We start from the raw sequence: 16,851 nt of genomic DNA, 5'->3' as shown, positions 1-16,851 counted from the left end.
TCTTGGGGGGATGGTCTGCGGCTTTTCGTGTGCATAGTATGCACAACATGGATGCGAAGGAGTTGTTCGCGGACCGAGGAGACCCAAGAATGCCCAACACCGCAGCCACTGTGGCAGCGCGATTGTCCGTTGCCCCCATGATGGACTGGACGGACCGGCACTGCCGCTATCTGCATCGGCTGCTGAGTAGCGAGGTGCTCCTGTATACGGAAATGGTAACCTCGCCCGCTCTGGTACGGGGTGGGGCGCTGCATTTGCTGGATCATAGCCCCGAAGAACATCCCGTGGCCCTGCAACTGGGCGGGTCGGACCCGAAGGAACTTGCGCAGGCTGCGAAAATCGGGGCGGATGCGGGATATGATGAGATCAACCTGAACTGCGGCTGCCCTTCGGACCGGGTGCAATCGGGCAGTTTTGGCGCGGTGCTGATGGAACGGCCCGGCCTTGTGGCCGATTGCGTGTCGGCCATGCGCGCGGCGGTGGATGTGGATGTCACGGTCAAATGCCGCATCGGCGTGGACGATCAGAACCCGGCCGAGGCGCTGCCCGAATTTCTGGCCCGTATCGGGGCCGCCGGGTGCGACCGGGTCACGATCCATGCGCGCAAGGCCTGGCTTCAGGGGCTTAGCCCAAAGGAAAACCGCGATATCCCGCCGCTGGATTATGACCTCGTGATGCAGATGAAAGGGCTGTTCCCGGCGATGCACATTTCGATCAACGGCGGCATCACTTCGCTGGATCAGGCCAAGGCGTTTCTGGATGCCAGTCTGGATGGCGTCATGATCGGGCGCGCGGCCTATCACGATCCGACGACGATTCTGGCGGCCGCGGATCCGGTGATCTTTGGCACGGGCGAAGTGCGCGATGCCCATGACGTGGTGCATCAGATGATCCCCTATATCGACGCACACCTGACAGAGGGCGGAAAACTGCATCAGATCACGCGCCACATGCTGGGCCTGTTCACCGGACGCCCCGGCGCGCGGGCCTGGCGTCGGATGCTGTCCGAGGGCGCCCATAAACCAGATGCCGGGCCTGATCTGGTGCTGGCCGCGCTGGCACTGGTGCCGCCACTGGCGGGACAGGCGCAGGCGGTGTAGATACCCAAAACTTTGCAGGAGGTCCTTATGCCCGAAACCATGTTGCTGGTGCAGATGCTGGTGTTGTTGCTGATCATCGGCGCGGTTGCCGGCGTATTGGCGGGCTTATTGGGCGTGGGCGGTGGTATCGTTCTTGTCCCGGCCTTTTTCTATGCCTTTCAGACGCTCGGCTATGAGGGTGATCAACTGATGCAGATGTGCCTGGCCACCTCGCTGGCCACGATCATCGTCACCTCGCTCAGATCAGTTCACAGCCACAACAAGAAAGGCGCGGTCGACTGGGACATCCTGCGCACCTGGGCCCCGGGCATCGCGCTGGGTGCGCTGGTCGGGGTGCTGGTGGCCTCGTCACTGCGCTCGACCACTTTGCAGGCGGTGTTTGGCGTGCTGGGCATCATCGTTGGGCTTTATATGGGGTTCGGGAAATCCGAATGGCGGTTGGGCAATGCCATGCCAACCGGGATACGACGGATCCTCATGTCCCCGCTGATGGGGTTCATGTCGGTCCTCATGGGCATTGGCGGGGGCAGTTTCGGCGTCCCGCTGATGAGCCTGTTCAACGTCCCGATCCACCGCGCCGTGGCCACGGCGGCAGGCTTTGGCGTTCTGATTGCCGTGCCGTCTGTTCTGGGGTTTTTGTTCCTGCCGATTGATCCGGCCAACCGGCCACCTATGACCGTTGGGGCAGTGAATTTCATTGCCTTCTTCGTGATCATCTGCATGACACTGATCACCGCACCCATCGGTGTGAAACTGGCCCATTCGATGGACCCCAAACCACTAAAGCGCGTGTTCGCCGTATTCCTGACGCTGGTTGCGATCAACATGCTGCGCAAGGCGCTGGGGTACTAATCCTGAACTCGCTGGTCGCCCGGTTTCATTCCGTTGCGCTTAGCCGACAGGTCTTAAAGCCGCTGACAGTTCCCAAAGGTGTCGTTGCGCCTGCGGCTCCCGCACCGCCCCGTGTCACGTCAAATTCAAGAACCGGCGTTGTAATCGTGTCGCAGTCAGCGTTCGATTTGCAAAGGTCACCAACGTGGGTCTGTGCGACCGGTCGGGCGGGCGGGCCCGGGATGCCATAAGCCGGGTAGGGACCAAAACTGTCACCCCCGACGGTGAATTTTTTAAGCCGCACCAATTCGCCCGCCCGGAACCCGATGGGCAACCAGCGCAGCGAATATTTGACACAGCACATTGAAACGCGATTGCCTCCTGGAGCCTTCAGAAACTCGGCAAGACTCGCCCGGACAAGTTCCGGATCCTCGCCGTCAATCGGTGTCTCATCCAGGACCTTGGCAAGCTTTTCAAAAAGCAAAGCCTGCCCGAATTCTCCCGATGGGATATCCTGAACTTCGCCGCCGCCGATTTCGTCAAATTCAATGGCCTCAAGATCGCTGCTGCTGAATCCGACTGGCCATTCAATCGTGCGTTTCTTGCAGCGGGAATTAACGGCCCAGAAAATCGTTTGCTGACCGTTGCTCCAGCGCCCTCGTTCAAAGTTGCTGCAATCACAAGTCATGATTTCTCCAATGCTGTTTTGCGTCAGAAAAGCTGACGTTAAATACACCAACAGGCCGGGATTCCAGCCATTGGAAACTTGTCAAAAATGGTTGATATTAAAACTTAATCATAGCACGATTTGAGGCTTCGATCAATTTCGCCCTGATCGTTCGATGTGTCCTGTCCGCCCGCCGCGGCGTTTGGCCAGACGCGGGGCGCGTTCGGGCAGGGCGGCCATGATCTCGGCGCGCTCCTGCGGTGTCATACGTGACCAGCGGGCGATCTCGTCGGTGGTGCGGTAACAGCCTGTGCAAATCCGCTCGGTCGGGTGCACGACACAGATCTGCACGCAGGGCGATTCAATCTCGTTGCGTTTCCAGACAGGTGTGCTCATGCGCTGTGACCTTGGGTTTTCAGATGGCGCATCCGGTCCAGCGCCCCCTGCAGGATATAGCTGGCGGCGACGTGATCGATCACCTCGGCGCGACGTTTGCGTGACGTATCCGCCTCAAGAAGCGCCCGTTCGGCGGCCACCGTGCTCAGCCGTTCGTCCCAGAACCCGATCGGCAGGTCCACCAGCCGGTCCAGATTGCGGGCGAAGGCGCGGGTGGACTGGCACCGGGGGCCTTCGGAGCCGTCCATGTTGCGGGGCAAGCCCAACAGGATGCCGCCGACCTCGCGCTCGGCAATGATTTCCTGCAGGCGCGCGGCGTCCAGCGTGAATTTGCGCCGCTTGATTGTTTCCAGCGGGGTGGCCACGGCGCCGATCCGGTCCGACACCGCCACGCCCACCGTCTTGTCGCCCAGATCCAGCCCGATCAGGGCGGCATAGGGCGGGCAGGCGGCGGCGAAATCCTCGAACGAGTCGTGGATCACTGGCCCAGCCCCGCGCGTTCGGCCGCATCCGCAACCGTGCTCAGCGCGGAATCATCCCCGGCGAACACCTCGCGTGCGTTGTCATAGATGGCCTGCGCCTGGTCTTTTTCGCCCAGAACCCCCAGTGCCGAAATCAGCCGCGCCCATTCGTTGGGCGGTCCACCCTCGGTGGCCAGCCGGTCCGACAGGTTCTGCACCATGCCACGGATCATCTGCTGGCGTTCGTCGCCCGACATGTCGCCCGCTGCCGCGATCTCGGCCGCCGACGGGCCGCGCAACGGGGCGTCTTCGGAGGGCATTTCGAAATCCACGCCGGCCAGCTGTGCTGCTCCTTCGATCTGTTCGCGGATCGGGCCGATCCACGGTGCATCCGCCGGACCCTCGCGCAGCAAGGCGTTCCAGACCCGGAACGCCATGTCCGGGCGGCCCGTCTGGCCCATCATCAGACCCCAGTAGTACCGAGCGATCCCGTTCTTGGGGTCGCGGGTCAGGGTGGCACGCAGCGCATTTTCGGCCTCGGGCGAGACATATCCGCCCGCGGCCAGGATCATCATATCCGCGTAATCGGCGTATTCCTGTGCGGTGGCCTCATCGCCCTTGAGGCTCAGAACGCGTCCCTGCGCCTCATAAGCCGACTTGAGGTTGCCGGTGGCGGCCTCGTGCCGGGCCAGCAACGCATGTCCGCGCACATCATCGGGCCGTTCGGCCACCGTGTCGCGCAATTTCTGAACCAGGGCCAGGTAATCCTCGGGCAGGTTCTCTGGCATCGGTTGGGGCGGAAGGCCGGCTTCGGCGGTGGCCTGATCGGGGCGGTTCACCCGTGCCTCTTCCGCCATTTCGATACGCGATGCCAGCGCAAGATCGCCATAGCCCGGCGCCCCAAGGCGCTGATACATCAACAGGCTGCCGCCGATCAGCAGGGCGGCCACGAGGACCGCCAGCCCTGCGGTGCCGCCCGGTGTTCCGCCCGCGCGGGTTTCGGCGGCGCGCAATTGCGCGTCGGCGGCCAGAATGCGGCGCGACACCTCGGTGCGCACGCGTTCGGCATCTGCCTCGCCGATCACGCCACTGGCCAGATCGCGGTCGACCTCGCTCAGCTGATCCTTGTAAACCTGAATGTCATAGGCCGCCGCCGGTGCGGCCGCACCGCGTCCGCGCAACAAAACAAGGCCCAAAAGGGCCGCAACAATCAACGCCATGCCCGACGCTACGATCCAGAATGACATCATCTCTCCTGCTCTGGCGGTGTCGCAGCCTTTGGTGACACCGGAAAATCACGACTAGCACCACAGTTGCCGGTTTGGCATGCGAAAATTGCCGCATGTCGCAAACCCGACAAAAAACGCCGCCGAGAGTATCCTCTTTTTGGCGGTGTCGCTCAGAACGCTAGGTATGATCATAATGCAGCGAATCCAACCCCGGGGGCCTCTGAGATGAAACGCTATTCCGCCTTTGCCATCGCGCGCGAAGCTTTGCGCCATCACACGGGCTGGGAACGCGCGTGGCGCAGCCCCGAACCGCGCCGCCGCTATGACGTGATCATCGTGGGGGCCGGGGGGCATGGCCTTGCCACTGCCTATTACCTTGGTAAGAATTTCGGCATCACCAACGTGGCGGTGATCGAAAAGGGTTGGCTGGGCGGCGGCAACACCGGGCGCAACACAACGATCATCCGCTCGAACTACCTTCAGGATCCGTCGGCCGCGATCTACGAAAAGTCGCGCAGCCTGTATGAAACGATGAGCCAGGACCTGAATTATAACGTGATGTTCAGCCCCCGTGGCGTGATGATGCTGGCCCAGACCCAGCATGAAATCCGCGGCTATCAGCGCACCGCCCATGCCAACGCCCTGCAAGGGGTGGCAACCGAATTCATCGGTCCCGACCGGGTCAAGGAGCTGTGTCCGATCATCAACATCGACGGGCCGCGCTATCCGGTTCTGGGCGCGCTCTGGCAGCCGCGCGGCGGCACCGCGCGCCATGATGCGGTGGCCTGGGGCTATGCGCGGGCCTGTTCCGACATGGGCATGGACATCATCCAGAAATGCGAGGTGACGGGCGTGCGCACCGAAAACGGCACCGTGCGCGGGGTCGAAACGACCAAGGGCCCGATCGATTGTGACAAGCTGGGCATCGTTGTGGCGGGCCATTCCGGGCATCTGGCCGAAATGGCCGGGTTCCGTCTGCCCATCGAATCCCTTGCGCTGCAGGCGCTGGTGTCCGAACCGATTAAACCCTGCATGGATGTGGTGGTCATGGCCAACACCGTGCACGGCTACATGAGCCAGTCGGACAAGGGCGAAATGGTCATCGGCGGCGGCACCGACGGGTTCAACAACTATACCCAGCGGGGCAGCTTTCATCATATCGAGGAAACCGTGCGCGCTCTGATCGAAACCTTCCCGATGATCTCACGCCTGAAAATGCTGCGTCAGTGGGGCGGGATCGTGGACATGACCGGTGACCGCTCGCCCATCCTGTCGAAAACCCCGGTCGAGGGCGTGTTCATCAACTGCGGCTGGGGCACCGGCGGGTTCAAGGCCATCCCCGGGTCAGGCTGGGGCATGGCCGAATTGATGGCCAAGGGCCAGTCGCCGCTGACCGATGCCTTTGGTCTGGAACGTTTTGCCGAGGGCCGTTTCATCGACGAAAGCGTCGCGGCAGGGGTGGCGCATTGATGGCACCGGAAAAATACGGGAACCATTTTGACCTTTCGAATGTTGTCTTGTCGAAGATCAACAATCGAAAGGGATCACAATGTCTGACCAAACAAGCAACACATCGAACTCCGGTAACGGCGCGCTCGCGTTCATCCTCGGCGGTGTTGTCGTCGCGTTGGGCGTTCTCGCGTGGTTCATCTTTGGCGGCGGCATTCCTGCGGCCGACCAGCCTGACATCCGCATCGAACTGCCCGGCGGCAAAGCCATCGAAGGCGAAGTTTCAGGCAACTGACACAGATTTCGGCGCACCCAGCGGTGCGCTCGAAACGTATGGTAAACGGTTCAAGATGGGCTCGCCTCGTGCCCATCTTTTTTCGTGCCCGTCGCAATTTTCTCCACGGAAGCGGGCCTCCGATATGTGTTCGGACCGTCCTTTTGACTCGGAACCGGCTGGAAATGGCCGGGGCGGGCACGCTGTTCCGGCCATGGATTGCCGAAACAATGCGGGGTTTTCCGCCGATATTGTTCTTAATTCGTCATCGTCCAATCTGACCTCACACACCAAGGAGGGCCAGATATGGCTGATTACACGAACGTCCAGAAAAGCAGCAGCGCCGGTTGGATTATCGGTGCAATTGCCGTTGCCGCGGTGCTTTTGTTCCTCATTGTGTCGGCAGGAAATACGCCTGCACCGATCGACTCCGGCACCGCGTCCGACGCTGTCGCGCCATCTGCCGAAACAACGGCCCCCGCGGCCGAACCGGCTGTCCCCGCAGGGACGGTTTCCGAATAACTCCACTCACGATTGCAACACCACCTTGGGCGGGCGCTTTCTGGCGTCCGCCTTTTGTGTGCGCGCAGATCAGGGGACCTTGCCATGCTGATCCTTAAATGCCCCTATTGTGGCGTAAAGGCCGATGAATCCGAACTGGGCGCTGGCGGCGAGGCGCATCTGACGCGCCACGGCCCCGGATCCTCGGACGAGGATTTTCACGATTACCTGTTCGCCCGCGAAAACCCAAAGGGCGTGCATTTCGAACGCTGGCGGCACAGCTATGGGTGCGGCAAGTGGTTTCACGCCGCGCGCAATACCGTGACGCTTGAGGTCTATGGCACCTATCCCGCCCAGACCACCGAACCGCCCAAGGACATCTGCAAGAAAATCTCGGCCAAGGTTCCCGGCTGGACCTGGAGACAGTTCGGATGACCCTCGAGACATGTGAAGGAAGCCGCGTATGAGCGTCCGTTTGCCCGAAATGGGCCGTCTGATCGACCGGTCCACACCGATGACTTTCACCTTCAACGGCAAGGTGTTGCAGGGCTTTGCAGGTGATACGCTTGCCTCGGCGTTGCTGGCCAATGACCAGATGCTGATGGGGCGGTCGTTCAAATACCACCGACCGCGCGGCGTGGTGGCCAGCGGGGCGGAAGAGCCCAATGCGCTGATGAACATGGGCGAGGGCGCCTCCTTTGAACCCAACCAGCGCGCGACCACGACCGAATTGTTTGATGGTCTGACCGCGAAATCCCAGAACCACTGGCCATCGCTGGAATTCGACGTGGGCGCGATCAACACACACTTGTCGCGGTTCCTGCCTGCGGGTTTCTATTACAAGATGTTCATCCATCCGCGCCCGCTGTGGAAACATGTCTATGAACCCTTCATCCGCAAATCGGCCGGACTGGGTGCGGCGCCCAAGGATCGAGATGGCGACACCTATGAACATTTCTATCATTTTACCGATGTTCTGGTGATCGGCGGCGGTGTTGCCGGGCTGCAGGCGGCCAAGGCGGCCGCCGAGACGGGCGCACGCGTCACAGTGATGGAACAGACCGCCCATTGGGGCGGGCGCGCACCGGTTGACGGCGGAATGGTTAACGGCAGCCCCGTGGATAAGTTCGTGGAACAAACTGTTTCCGAACTGTCGACAATGCCCAATGTCACGATGCGCACGCGCTGCATGGGGGCGGGGGTCTATGACCATGGATATGTTCTGGGCTACGAGCGCCTGACCGACCACGCGCCGAAAATGCAAGGTCCGCGCCACCGTCTGTGGCGGGTCCGCGCGGCGCAGGTGATCACCGCCACTGGTGCAATTGAGCGGCCTCTGTCCTTTGCCGGGAACGATGTTCCGGGCGTCATGCTGGCCTCGGCCATGCGCGATTACGCCGTAAATTATGGTGTTTCGCAGGGGCAGCGTGTGATTGTCGCCACCAACAACGACGATGCCTATCGCACCGCGATCTGCCTGAAACGTGCCGGGGTCGATGTGCTGCGCATCCTTGATGCGCGCGACTCGGGTGGCGGCGTGCTGATGTCCGAGGCGCGCGATCTGGGCATCCGCATCGACTGTGGCCGCGCCGTCGGCAAGGTCACGGGCGGCAAACGGGTGCGCAAAATCCAGATCTGTGCACAAACCGGCGCCGGCGGTGCCCTTGAAGAGGTGGCCTGCGACGCCGTGGCGATGTCCGGCGGCTGGTCGCCGGTGGTTCACCTGTGGTCGCACTGCGGCGGCAAACTGCTGTGGGATGCGGCGCAGGCCCATTTCCGCCCCGATCCCGACCGCCCGCCGCTTGGCGCGCAGGGCGAGGGGTTCGTGTCCGCCGCAGGCGCGTCCAACGGCCATATGACGCTGGACGCGATCCTGCCCGATGCGGTCACCGCAGGGCGCAACGCGGCCAAATCCGCCGGGTACAAGTTGAACCGTGCCAAGGCCGTGTCCGCCGATCCGGCCCCCGAGACCGCGATGGAACCCGTCTGGCTGATGCCCAGACATGCCAAGCAGGATCTGCGCTCGAAAACCTGGCTGGACTATCAGAACGACGTGAAGGTCACGGATGTTCAACTGGCCGCCCGCGAAGGCTATGAAAGTGTCGAGCATACCAAGCGGTACACAACGCTTGGCATGGCAACGGATCAGGGGAAGCTCAGCAATATCAATGGTCTTGCGACCTTGGCTAATGCATTGGATGCGGACATCCCGGCCGTTGGAACGACCACCTTTCGCCCGCCTTATACCCCCATCTCGATGGGCGCGATCGGCGGCGAGGCGCGCGGCCAGGTGTTCCAGCCCGTACGCCAGACGCCGATGCACAAATGGCATGAAAGCAACGGCGCAGACTGGGAACCGGTTGGCCACTGGCGCCGTCCCTATGCCTATGTCCGGTCCGGGGAATCCACCCATGACGCGGTCATGCGCGAGGTGACCAATACCCGCGAGAACGTTGGCCTGCTCGATGCCTCGACCCTGGGCAAGATCATCGTCAAGGGGCCCGACGCGGGCAAGTTCCTCGACATGCTCTACACCAACATGATGTCGACGCTGAAACCGGGCAAATGCCGCTATGGCCTGATGTGCAGCGAAAACGGATTCCTCAGCGATGACGGCGTTGTCGCCCGGATCGACGAGGACACGTTCCTGTGCCACACCACCACCGGCGGGGCCGACCGCATCCATGCCCATATGGAGGAATGGCTGCAGACCGAATGGTGGGACTGGAAGGTTTATGTCGCCAACGTGACCGAACAACTGGCGCAGGTCGCTGTTGTCGGACCCAATGCGCGCAAGGTTCTGGAAAAGCTGGGCGGCATGGATCTCAGCGCCGAGGCGCTTGGCTTCATGGAATGGAAAGACGGCAAGATCGGCGACTTTGACGCGCGGGTCTATCGCATCTCCTTCTCGGGTGAACTGTCTTACGAAATCGCCGTGCCCGCGTCGCAGGGCCTCGCCTTCTGGAAGGCGCTGATTGAGGCCGGGCAGGGGTTTGGCGTTATGCCCTATGGGACCGAGGCGCTGCATATCATGCGGGCGGAAAAGGGGTTCATCATGATCGGGGATGAAACCGACGGCACCGTGATCCCGCAGGATCTGGGCCTGAACTGGGCGATATCGAAGAAGAAAGAGGATTATATCGGCAAACGCGCCCAGGCGCGCAGCCATATGACAGACCCCAACCGCTGGAAATTGGTGGGGCTGGAAACGCTGGACGGGTCGGTCCTGCCGGACGGCGCCTATGCGGTGGCCGAGGGGCGCAATGCCAACGGTCAGCGCAACATGCAAGGGCGGGTGACTTCGACCTACCACTCCCCGACGCTGGGCAAGGGCATCGCCATGGGGCTGGTCCTGCACGGACCCGACCGCATGGGCGAGGTGCTGGAGTTCCCCGGCACCGACGGCACCGTGTACACCGCCCGGATCGTCGATCCGGTGTTTTATGACAAGGACGGGGAGAAACAGAATGTCTGAACCCATCAGCGCCCTGAACCATGCCCGGTTTAACGGGATCGCCCATGTCGAGGAAACTGGCCTTCAGGGCATGATCACCCTGCGCGGGGATATGTCGGTTGCCGCCGTCAAAAAGGCCGCCAGCGCCGCTGCGGATGGCGCGGCCTTGCCCAAGATGAACGCCTGCTCGCTCAAGGGCGACAGCGCCCTGTGCTGGATGTCGCCTGACGAGTTGCTGGTGCTGTGCCCATACGGTGAGGTCGAAACCCGGTTGGCGACCCTGAGTGCCGCGCTGGCCGTGACCCATGCGCTGGCCGTGAACGTCTCGGACGCGCGCGCCATGTTCCGCGTGTCGGGCCCCCATGCCCGCGAGGTGGTGGCCAAGCTTTGCCCCGTGGACCTGTCGCCGGATGCTTTCACGCCCGGCATGATGCGCCGCACGCGCATGGCCCAGGTGCCTGCCGCATTCTGGATGGAGGATGACCAGACGTTCCGCATTGTCTGTTTCCGCTCGGTCGCGGAGTATGTTTTCGGCATTCTCAAGGTCGCCGCACAGCAGGGGAGCGAGGTTGGTGCGTTCTGATCCACACCATCGAAGTGCCGGATAATCAAACCGGATTTTTCCAATTCGATTGCGCATTGGGTTCCTGTTCCATTCGAAAACCCAAAGTGACCGAAATGCATGCGTTTCTTCGGATCACGTGAACCAATTCATCAGCAGGCTTGTCTTGGCACAGTATTGTACCTAGGCTTGCGACAATTGCCTTAAGTTCAGTGTTTTGTTGAGTATGAAGGGTCCAATCCACCGGAATAATATTTCCATTTCCGCGTGACCGGATCTCGCGGTCTTCCTGCCGCATCCAAGACGTCATCTTCTCATGAAACCTGACCGGGGTACCGTCTGGTCTGTTGTGTCCTGCTAACTGTGGACGAAACAGGCCCGGGCCTATGCGACGTTTGCGAACCCATTATCGCTGGCGTGATGTTGTTTTGATTGAGGGTACTGGTTTGAAAATATTATATATTCTGGCATCTTTCGCAGTGTCATTTGGGGCGACTTCGGCCGCTTCGGAAATCTATCGATGCGATCTGGATTCGCATTCCCACGTGGGTTGGATCCCGAATGAGATCGTCCTGGAAATCGCGCCGGACCGGAAATCGGCCGAGGCCTATGATGATTACATTCACAAGTCCTATGGAAAACCGATCAAGGTGGGCTTTTCCCAAAGCAGCGCCCGGACCTACCAATTCATCTGGGAAGTAAGAAAAAGGACTGGTGCGGAGTCAGGCGCTCACAATGCAGCCCAATACCGGGCCCTGCTGAATTTCAAGACCGGCAAGATCATCTATACGGCCGTGCCTGCGGAAAATGGCAATTCTTCCCCGCAGGGCGAAGGCAAATGCATCCGGCAAAAATAGAGCGGCCTGAGCCGTCCGGCGTGATGCTAAGCACCCGCATCGCACAGGTGCTTGCCGCCTTCTGGATGGAGGCGCCGATACCTTTTGCATCGTCTGTTTCCATTCAGTCGCAGCCTATGTGATAGGGATTCTGAAAATGGCAGCACAGCCGGGATCAGAGGTTGAGGTGTTCAATCAAGGGTAGAGTTTAATTCGGGGTAATTGTTGTCTCCATATTCAACTGTTGCTATTGTGCGTCAAGGGAATACAGTGAGGCGAGTATTGTGGAGTTTTTTAGCGCTGTTTCATGGGCGTTGCGATGATGTCAGCGATGAATGGCTCCAGAAATCCTGCTCCTTTCAGGAGTTTGAAGGGAAAACCATCCATCAGCCTATGACAAGGAAACCAGTGTTTACGTGGTCGAAACGTAAACATCTGGCTGTGATTTTTAAGGAGAATGTCAAGTTGAAACTGCTAGCTGCCGTAGCCGCTATATCACTGTTTTCATTCGCAAACGCCGGACTTGCGCAAACTTATGACTGCACTGTGAAAGATGATGGATCGAACTGGATTCCCAAAAGGGTCATTTTTTCCATAGATGAAAAAGCAGGAAAGGCACTGGTTCTCGACGGCATCATTCATAATCAGTTCCAGAGACCAATCGCCGCAAAATTTTCCAGGCACAGTGAAAAATCAATTCGGCTCGATTGGGAAATTAGAAACCTTGATGTAGGGAACGTGAACATGAAGGAACATGTCAGCTATACCTTGACAATGAATCAAAGAACTCTGGTTGTAGTTGAAAAGGCTTTTTTGCATTTTTTCGACAATCGCCCCCGCGCACAGGGCAAGTGCAAGATAATTAAGAACAGCTTGTTCAAATGAACGGCCCCACACCTGCCCACAAAGCTATTGCCGCGGGTACGGTGTCATAACAGAACTGCCAACATGGCAGAACATCTGACTAAGAGACTTGACGCTGGGCGCTAACGCGCTCAGTTACATCTCAGTCAATTCAAGCAAGTCCAAGGGGGCCCAAACAATGGCATTCGAACTACCTGATCTTCCTTACGCCCATGACGCTCTGGCCGACAAAGGCATGTCCAAAGAGACGCTGGAATACCACCACGACCTGCACCACAAGGCCTATGTCGATAACGGCAACAAGCTGATCGCAGGGACCGAATGGGACAGCAAGTCGCTGGAAGAGATCATCGTCGGCACCTATGACAAGGGCGCGGTCGCCCAGAATGGTATCTTCAACAACATCAGCCAGCTCTGGAACCACAACCAGTTCTGGGAAATGATGGGGCCGGGCAACAGTGCGATGCCGGGCGAGTTGGAAAAGGCGCTGACCGAAAGCTTTGGCTCGGTCGACAAGTTCAAGGAAGACTTTTCGGCCGCTGGTGCCGGTCAGTTCGGGTCGGGCTGGGCGTGGTTGGTCAAGGACACCGACGGTGGCCTGAAGGTGACCAAGACCGAAAACGGTGTGAACCCGCTGTGCTTTGGTCAGACCGCGCTGCTGGGCTGTGACGTATGGGAGCATTCCTACTACATCGATTTCCGCAACAAGCGTCCTGCCTATCTGACCAACTTCCTCGACAATCTGGTCAACTGGGAAAACGTTGCCTCGCGCATGTAAGCGCGTACTGAGTAGACGTAAATTCATCAAGGGCCTGCTGGGAGTGATCCTGGCAGGCCTTTTTGCTACGCTTTGCAGGGTCTTCGTTGAACCCGGCCTGCGGATGCGCATTGCCGTCGTCGCGGCCCGGCATATGGGCGAACCGTTCGTGACGCGCGAACACCGGGTCACCTCTGGCGGTATCGGCTGTTCCGTCCTGCCGGTCCGTTTTCGCGTGGTGCCAGAAATCACTCTTGTGACTCTCACCGCTTGACCCTGTGACACCCCGGTGCCAAGGCTTGCCCATCCGCTGGGCAAGGGGCAGGGCATGGGCGAGGCGCAAAAGGGCATTCTGGCAATGGCGGGTGCCTGCGCGATCTGGGGCTGCATGCCGCTGATCTACAAACCTCTGGCCCATATCCCGTCAGAAGAGGTCCTGGCCCACCGGGTGATGTGGTCCTTGGTGTTCTATGCCGGCATTCTGCTGATCCAGGGCCGCCTGGGTCGGGTCCGCGACACCATGCGCGGGGCGCGCAACGCGGGCAACGTGGCGCTGGCTGCCGGCGCCATATCGCTGAACTGGTTTCTGATCATTTTCGCCACCGCCGTCGGGCGCAATACCGAAGGCAGCCTTGGCTACTACATCTACCCGCTTCTGGCGGTTCTGCTCGGCCGGGTTCTCTTCAAAGAGCGGATGGACACGCTTCAGACCATCGCCGTGCTGCTGGCCGGTCTTGCCGTTCTGGTGCTGACGGTGGGCATGGGCATGCTGCCGTGGATATCGGTGGTGCTGGCCGTGTCGTTTGCCTGGTACGGGGTCATCAAGAAACGGATGAACGCGGATGCACTGGTGTCGGTAACCGCAGAGCTGGTAATGTTCCTGCCGGTCGTGGCGTTGATCTTTGCCTATGTTTACGGGCAGGGCAAGGCCACTTTCGGTCACGACGCCTTTGATAGCATCTATATCATGATTGCCGGTCCGGTGACGGCCCTGCCGCTAATCCTGTTTTCCTATGCGGCGCGCCGGGTGCGCATGTCGACCATCGGTCTCATGCAATATTCCAACCCCACGCTTCAGTTCCTCACCGCCGTGGTGCTGTTTGGTGAACCTTTCACCACGTGGCACGCCGCCACGTTTCTGATGATCTGGACCGCGGTTGCCCTCTATTCGGTGGCGCTTTTGCGTCAGGACAGGGCTGCGCGCAGGGCTGCCATGGCCGCCTCGGGCGTGTCGACGACGGTCAGGAAATCCACCAGCGAGGCATCCGCAAACCCCTGATCGATCACATGATTAATCAGCGCGATCAACGGATCCCAATACCCGTTCGAATTCAGGATCAAGATCGGCTTGGCATGCAGGCCCAGCTGCGCCCATGTCAGCACCTCGAACAGCTCGTCCAGAGATCCGGCGCCGCCGGGCATGACGACAACCGCATTGGCGTTCATGAACATGACCTTTTTGCGCTCGTGCATGGTCTCAGTAACGATATACTGGGTCAGGTCGGTTTTCCCGACTTCCGAAGCCACCAGATGCGCCGGGATCACGCCGAACGTGTCGCCGCCCGCACTCTGTGCAGCGCGCGCCACTTCGCCCATCAGCCCGATGTCGCCCGCGCCATAGACCAGCCGCCAGCCTTCCTGCGCCAGCGCGGTGCCAAGCGCGGTTGCATCCTGCGCATAGCCCGGCATTGCCCCGACCCGCGATCCACAATACACACAGATGGATTTGACGTTCATGGGCGAACCTTTCGCTGGGGTGTCGGGGGGCACGCTAAGGTGCTTTGACCCCTGATAGCGCGGTTGCTAGACTTGCTCAACTATGCGGTTGGAATGACCGCTCCTGGGGAGGGAAAACATGGCATTCAGTGCCAATGGTGGCAAGGCAATCTGGCTGTGGCTGACAGCCGGGGCGACCGTGGCTGTGATCGGCGGCGGGCTCTATTACGCGGGCCTTCTGCCCGGTGACCGGGCCGACGACGAGGCCCCCGCCGTGCAGGCGCTTGCCCCGGTCCCGCCCGATGCTGCGCAACCTGCGCCAGCCACCGAACCCGCCGCAGCCACGCTCGAACCGGAGGCCCGCAAGGAGCCCACCGAGACGCAAGCCCCGGTCGAGACAGTGGATCCGGTACCAGCCCCGGCTGCCCTGCCAGATCTGGCGATCCCGGGGTTTGATGTGGTACGCGTCGAACCCGATGGCACAACGCTGGTCGCAGGCACCGCCGCGCCCGGTTCTGGTGTCACGATCCTGTCGGACGGCGATGCCATCGGCACCGCCACTACCGACAGCACCGGCAAATTCGTTGCCTTCCTGTCCTTGCCGCCCGTCAAAACCGCGCGTGTTCTGACCCTGTCGTCCGCCTTGGGCGATCAAACCGCGATGTCCGAGGATCAGATCATCCTCGCCCCGATCGCCGCAGTGGCCGAGGCGACTCCTGAACCTGCCGCCCCGCTACAAGACACCGTGACCGCAGCACCCGTTTCCGAGCCGGTCGCCCAAACCGCCCCTGAACCGCCCAACATGCCCGAAACCCAAGAGGCAGGCCCCGACCAGACCCTGGCCGAGGTCGCGCCAGCCGCTGAAACGCCCCAGCCTGCGCCGTCACCTGAGGAAGGGTCGGGCGTTGCCGCGACCATCGCGGCGGTTGGGGCCGCCGCAGTGTCCGGGCTGGTCCAGACCGAAGATGAAGGTGCACCGGTTGTGTCGCGCGACATGGCTGAGACATCCGCCGAGCCGGCCGCGGAGAGTGCCCAACCGCCCGTGGTCACGGCAATGGCCCCCACGGTCGATGAACCCCAGCCCATTCCGGCGGTGGATACCCCGCGCGCGATCGATCCCACCCCGGCCCCTGTCGCCGTGTTGCGCGCGGGCAAGGACGGTGTGGAACTGGTACAACCGGCTACGCCCCAGCCCCCCGAGGCGATGGACCGCGTCGTACTGGACACCATCGGCTATTCGGAGACCGGGGCGGTTTTGCTCAGCGGGCGCGCCACCGGCCGCGCCCTCGTGCGGGTCTATCTGGACAATGACCCGGTTGCCGATGTCGATGCCGATGCGGCGGGCAAATGGCAAGGCAAACTCGTTGGTATTGCGCCGGGGGTCTATACCCTGCGGCTGGATGAGCTGGACGCCACGGGCGCGGTGCTCAGCCGGCTTGAAACCCCTTTCAAACGCGAAGCGCCCGAGGTGCTGAACCCGCCCTCGGTCGAGGCGGGGGCAACACAAACACCGCCGGTGCGCGCCGTCACCGTTCAGGCAGGCGATACGCTTTGGGCGATCTCGCGTGAAAGGTATGGCGACGGGGTCCTCTATGTCCGGGTGTTCGAGGCCAACCGCGACAATATCCGCGACCCCGATCTGATCTATCCCGGTCAGGTCTTTTTAATCCCCGACTGATCTCACGCCCTGTTGCGATGACGTGAAAACTTTGTGTGCCCGGCACTGGTCAACGTCGAGCCCGCGAATTATGTGA

At 60.9% G+C, this 16,851-nt stretch carries 19 protein-coding genes; 14 read left to right on the top strand and 5 right to left on the bottom strand.

Annotation, left to right across the window (positions count from 1 at the left end; all coding sequences use genetic code 11):
* The first annotated feature begins 89 nt into the window (after positions 1-89).
* Complete coding sequence (gene dusA, locus ACXYMO_RS03615; RefSeq protein ID WP_458877286.1) at positions 90-1,100, top strand: tRNA dihydrouridine(20/20a) synthase DusA; 1,011 nt, start codon at positions 90-92, stop codon at positions 1,098-1,100.
* A gap of 27 nt (positions 1,101-1,127) precedes the next feature.
* Positions 1,128-1,952, top strand: a complete 825-nt coding sequence (locus ACXYMO_RS03610) for a sulfite exporter TauE/SafE family protein (protein WP_458877284.1) — start codon at positions 1,128-1,130, stop codon at positions 1,950-1,952.
* Between the two features lie 25 nt (positions 1,953-1,977).
* Here ACXYMO_RS03610 and ACXYMO_RS03605 read toward each other — a convergent pair whose 3' ends face one another.
* The 4 genes from ACXYMO_RS03605 to ccmI all read right to left on the bottom strand — a co-directional run bounded on the left by ACXYMO_RS03605 (position 1,978) and on the right by ccmI (position 4,705).
* Positions 1,978-2,667, bottom strand: a complete 690-nt coding sequence (locus ACXYMO_RS03605; RefSeq protein ID WP_458877283.1) for a hypothetical protein — start codon at positions 2,665-2,667, stop codon at positions 1,978-1,980.
* Positions 2,668-2,751: 84 nt separating this feature from the next.
* Entirely contained in the window at positions 2,752-2,994 is a 243-nt protein-coding gene (locus ACXYMO_RS03600; protein WP_458877282.1) for a DUF1289 domain-containing protein, read from the bottom strand.
* Positions 2,991-3,476 (bottom strand): Holliday junction resolvase RuvX, encoded by a 486-nt coding sequence (gene ruvX / locus ACXYMO_RS03595; RefSeq protein WP_458877281.1) that lies wholly within the window; start codon positions 3,474-3,476, stop codon positions 2,991-2,993. Before ruvX ends, ACXYMO_RS03600 begins: the two co-directional genes overlap by 4 nt.
* A complete protein-coding gene (gene ccmI / locus ACXYMO_RS03590) occupies positions 3,473-4,705 on the bottom strand; it encodes a c-type cytochrome biogenesis protein CcmI (RefSeq protein ID WP_458877280.1) in 1,233 nt (410 codons plus the stop codon). The genes ruvX and ccmI overlap by 4 nt, the downstream gene beginning before the upstream one ends.
* 204 nt (positions 4,706-4,909) lie before the next feature.
* Between ccmI and ACXYMO_RS03585 the strand changes: the two genes are divergently transcribed.
* The 11 genes from ACXYMO_RS03585 to rarD all read left to right on the top strand — a co-directional run bounded on the left by ACXYMO_RS03585 (position 4,910) and on the right by rarD (position 14,660).
* A complete protein-coding gene (locus ACXYMO_RS03585) occupies positions 4,910-6,154 on the top strand; it encodes a sarcosine oxidase subunit beta family protein (protein ID WP_458877279.1) in 1,245 nt (414 codons plus the stop codon).
* A 79-nt stretch (positions 6,155-6,233) separates the two neighbouring features.
* Entirely contained in the window at positions 6,234-6,428 is a 195-nt protein-coding gene (locus tag ACXYMO_RS03580) for a hypothetical protein (protein WP_458877278.1), read from the top strand.
* A 285-nt stretch (positions 6,429-6,713) separates the two neighbouring features.
* Positions 6,714-6,929 carry a hypothetical protein gene (locus ACXYMO_RS03575; protein WP_458877277.1) on the top strand — a complete coding sequence of 72 codons (216 nt, stop codon included), beginning with the start codon at positions 6,714-6,716 and terminating at the stop codon, positions 6,927-6,929.
* Between the two features lie 84 nt (positions 6,930-7,013).
* Positions 7,014-7,343 (top strand): sarcosine oxidase subunit delta, encoded by a 330-nt coding sequence (locus ACXYMO_RS03570; protein WP_458877276.1) that lies wholly within the window; start codon positions 7,014-7,016, stop codon positions 7,341-7,343.
* Between the two features lie 28 nt (positions 7,344-7,371).
* A complete protein-coding gene (locus tag ACXYMO_RS03565; RefSeq protein ID WP_458877275.1) occupies positions 7,372-10,383 on the top strand; it encodes a sarcosine oxidase subunit alpha family protein in 3,012 nt (1,003 codons plus the stop codon).
* Complete coding sequence (locus tag ACXYMO_RS03560; RefSeq protein ID WP_458877274.1) at positions 10,376-10,945, top strand: sarcosine oxidase subunit gamma; 570 nt, start codon at positions 10,376-10,378, stop codon at positions 10,943-10,945. The genes ACXYMO_RS03565 and ACXYMO_RS03560 overlap by 8 nt, the downstream gene beginning before the upstream one ends.
* Before the next feature lie 374 nt (positions 10,946-11,319).
* Complete coding sequence (locus ACXYMO_RS03555; RefSeq protein ID WP_458877273.1) at positions 11,320-11,781, top strand: hypothetical protein; 462 nt, start codon at positions 11,320-11,322, stop codon at positions 11,779-11,781.
* A gap of 204 nt (positions 11,782-11,985) precedes the next feature.
* Positions 11,986-12,645, top strand: a complete 660-nt coding sequence (locus ACXYMO_RS03550) for a hypothetical protein (protein WP_458877272.1) — start codon at positions 11,986-11,988, stop codon at positions 12,643-12,645.
* Between the two features lie 157 nt (positions 12,646-12,802).
* Positions 12,803-13,402, top strand: a complete 600-nt coding sequence (locus tag ACXYMO_RS03545) for a superoxide dismutase (protein WP_458877271.1) — start codon at positions 12,803-12,805, stop codon at positions 13,400-13,402.
* A 103-nt stretch (positions 13,403-13,505) separates the two neighbouring features.
* Positions 13,506-13,655, top strand: a complete 150-nt coding sequence (locus ACXYMO_RS03540; RefSeq protein ID WP_458877270.1) for a hypothetical protein — start codon at positions 13,506-13,508, stop codon at positions 13,653-13,655.
* Between the two features lie 15 nt (positions 13,656-13,670).
* Positions 13,671-14,660, top strand: coding sequence for an EamA family transporter RarD (gene rarD, locus ACXYMO_RS03535; RefSeq protein WP_458877269.1), 990 nt, complete (start codon positions 13,671-13,673; stop codon positions 14,658-14,660).
* Here the strand turns inward: rarD and ACXYMO_RS03530 are convergent.
* The gene (locus ACXYMO_RS03530; RefSeq protein WP_458877268.1) at positions 14,567-15,118 is read right to left on the bottom strand and encodes an LOG family protein; all 552 of its coding nucleotides are present in this window, start codon (positions 15,116-15,118) and stop codon (positions 14,567-14,569) included. The two genes, rarD and ACXYMO_RS03530, sit on opposite strands and share 94 nt — an antisense overlap.
* Before the next feature lie 118 nt (positions 15,119-15,236).
* On the opposite strand from ACXYMO_RS03530, the gene ACXYMO_RS03525 reads away from it, so the two are divergent.
* Entirely contained in the window at positions 15,237-16,775 is a 1,539-nt protein-coding gene (locus ACXYMO_RS03525) for a LysM peptidoglycan-binding domain-containing protein (protein ID WP_458877267.1), read from the top strand.
* Positions 16,776-16,851: the final 76 nt, after the last annotated feature.

The organism is Arenibacterium sp. CAU 1754 (assembly GCF_054482635.1).
Note: the sequence above shows the minus strand (reverse complement) of the source record. Positions and strands in the feature narration are given on the sequence as shown.

Coding starts and splice junctions, on each gene's coding strand:
- ACXYMO_RS03565 (WP_458877275.1), top strand. CDS start 7,372: ATGAGCGTCCGTTTGCCCGAAATGGGCCGTCTGATCGACCGGTCCACA.
- ACXYMO_RS03530 (WP_458877268.1), bottom strand. CDS start 15,118: ATGAACGTCAAATCCATCTGTGTGTATTGTGGATCGCGGGTCGGGGCA.
- ACXYMO_RS03545 (WP_458877271.1), top strand. CDS start 12,803: ATGGCATTCGAACTACCTGATCTTCCTTACGCCCATGACGCTCTGGCC.
- ACXYMO_RS03525 (WP_458877267.1), top strand. CDS start 15,237: ATGGCATTCAGTGCCAATGGTGGCAAGGCAATCTGGCTGTGGCTGACA.
- dusA (WP_458877286.1), top strand. CDS start 90: ATGCCCAACACCGCAGCCACTGTGGCAGCGCGATTGTCCGTTGCCCCC.
- ACXYMO_RS03585 (WP_458877279.1), top strand. CDS start 4,910: ATGAAACGCTATTCCGCCTTTGCCATCGCGCGCGAAGCTTTGCGCCAT.
- ACXYMO_RS03570 (WP_458877276.1), top strand. CDS start 7,014: ATGCTGATCCTTAAATGCCCCTATTGTGGCGTAAAGGCCGATGAATCC.
- ACXYMO_RS03540 (WP_458877270.1), top strand. CDS start 13,506: ATGCGCATTGCCGTCGTCGCGGCCCGGCATATGGGCGAACCGTTCGTG.
- ccmI (WP_458877280.1), bottom strand. CDS start 4,705: ATGATGTCATTCTGGATCGTAGCGTCGGGCATGGCGTTGATTGTTGCG.
- ACXYMO_RS03580 (WP_458877278.1), top strand. CDS start 6,234: ATGTCTGACCAAACAAGCAACACATCGAACTCCGGTAACGGCGCGCTC.
- ACXYMO_RS03610 (WP_458877284.1), top strand. CDS start 1,128: ATGCCCGAAACCATGTTGCTGGTGCAGATGCTGGTGTTGTTGCTGATC.
- ACXYMO_RS03600 (WP_458877282.1), bottom strand. CDS start 2,994: ATGAGCACACCTGTCTGGAAACGCAACGAGATTGAATCGCCCTGCGTG.
- ACXYMO_RS03560 (WP_458877274.1), top strand. CDS start 10,376: ATGTCTGAACCCATCAGCGCCCTGAACCATGCCCGGTTTAACGGGATC.
- ACXYMO_RS03575 (WP_458877277.1), top strand. CDS start 6,714: ATGGCTGATTACACGAACGTCCAGAAAAGCAGCAGCGCCGGTTGGATT.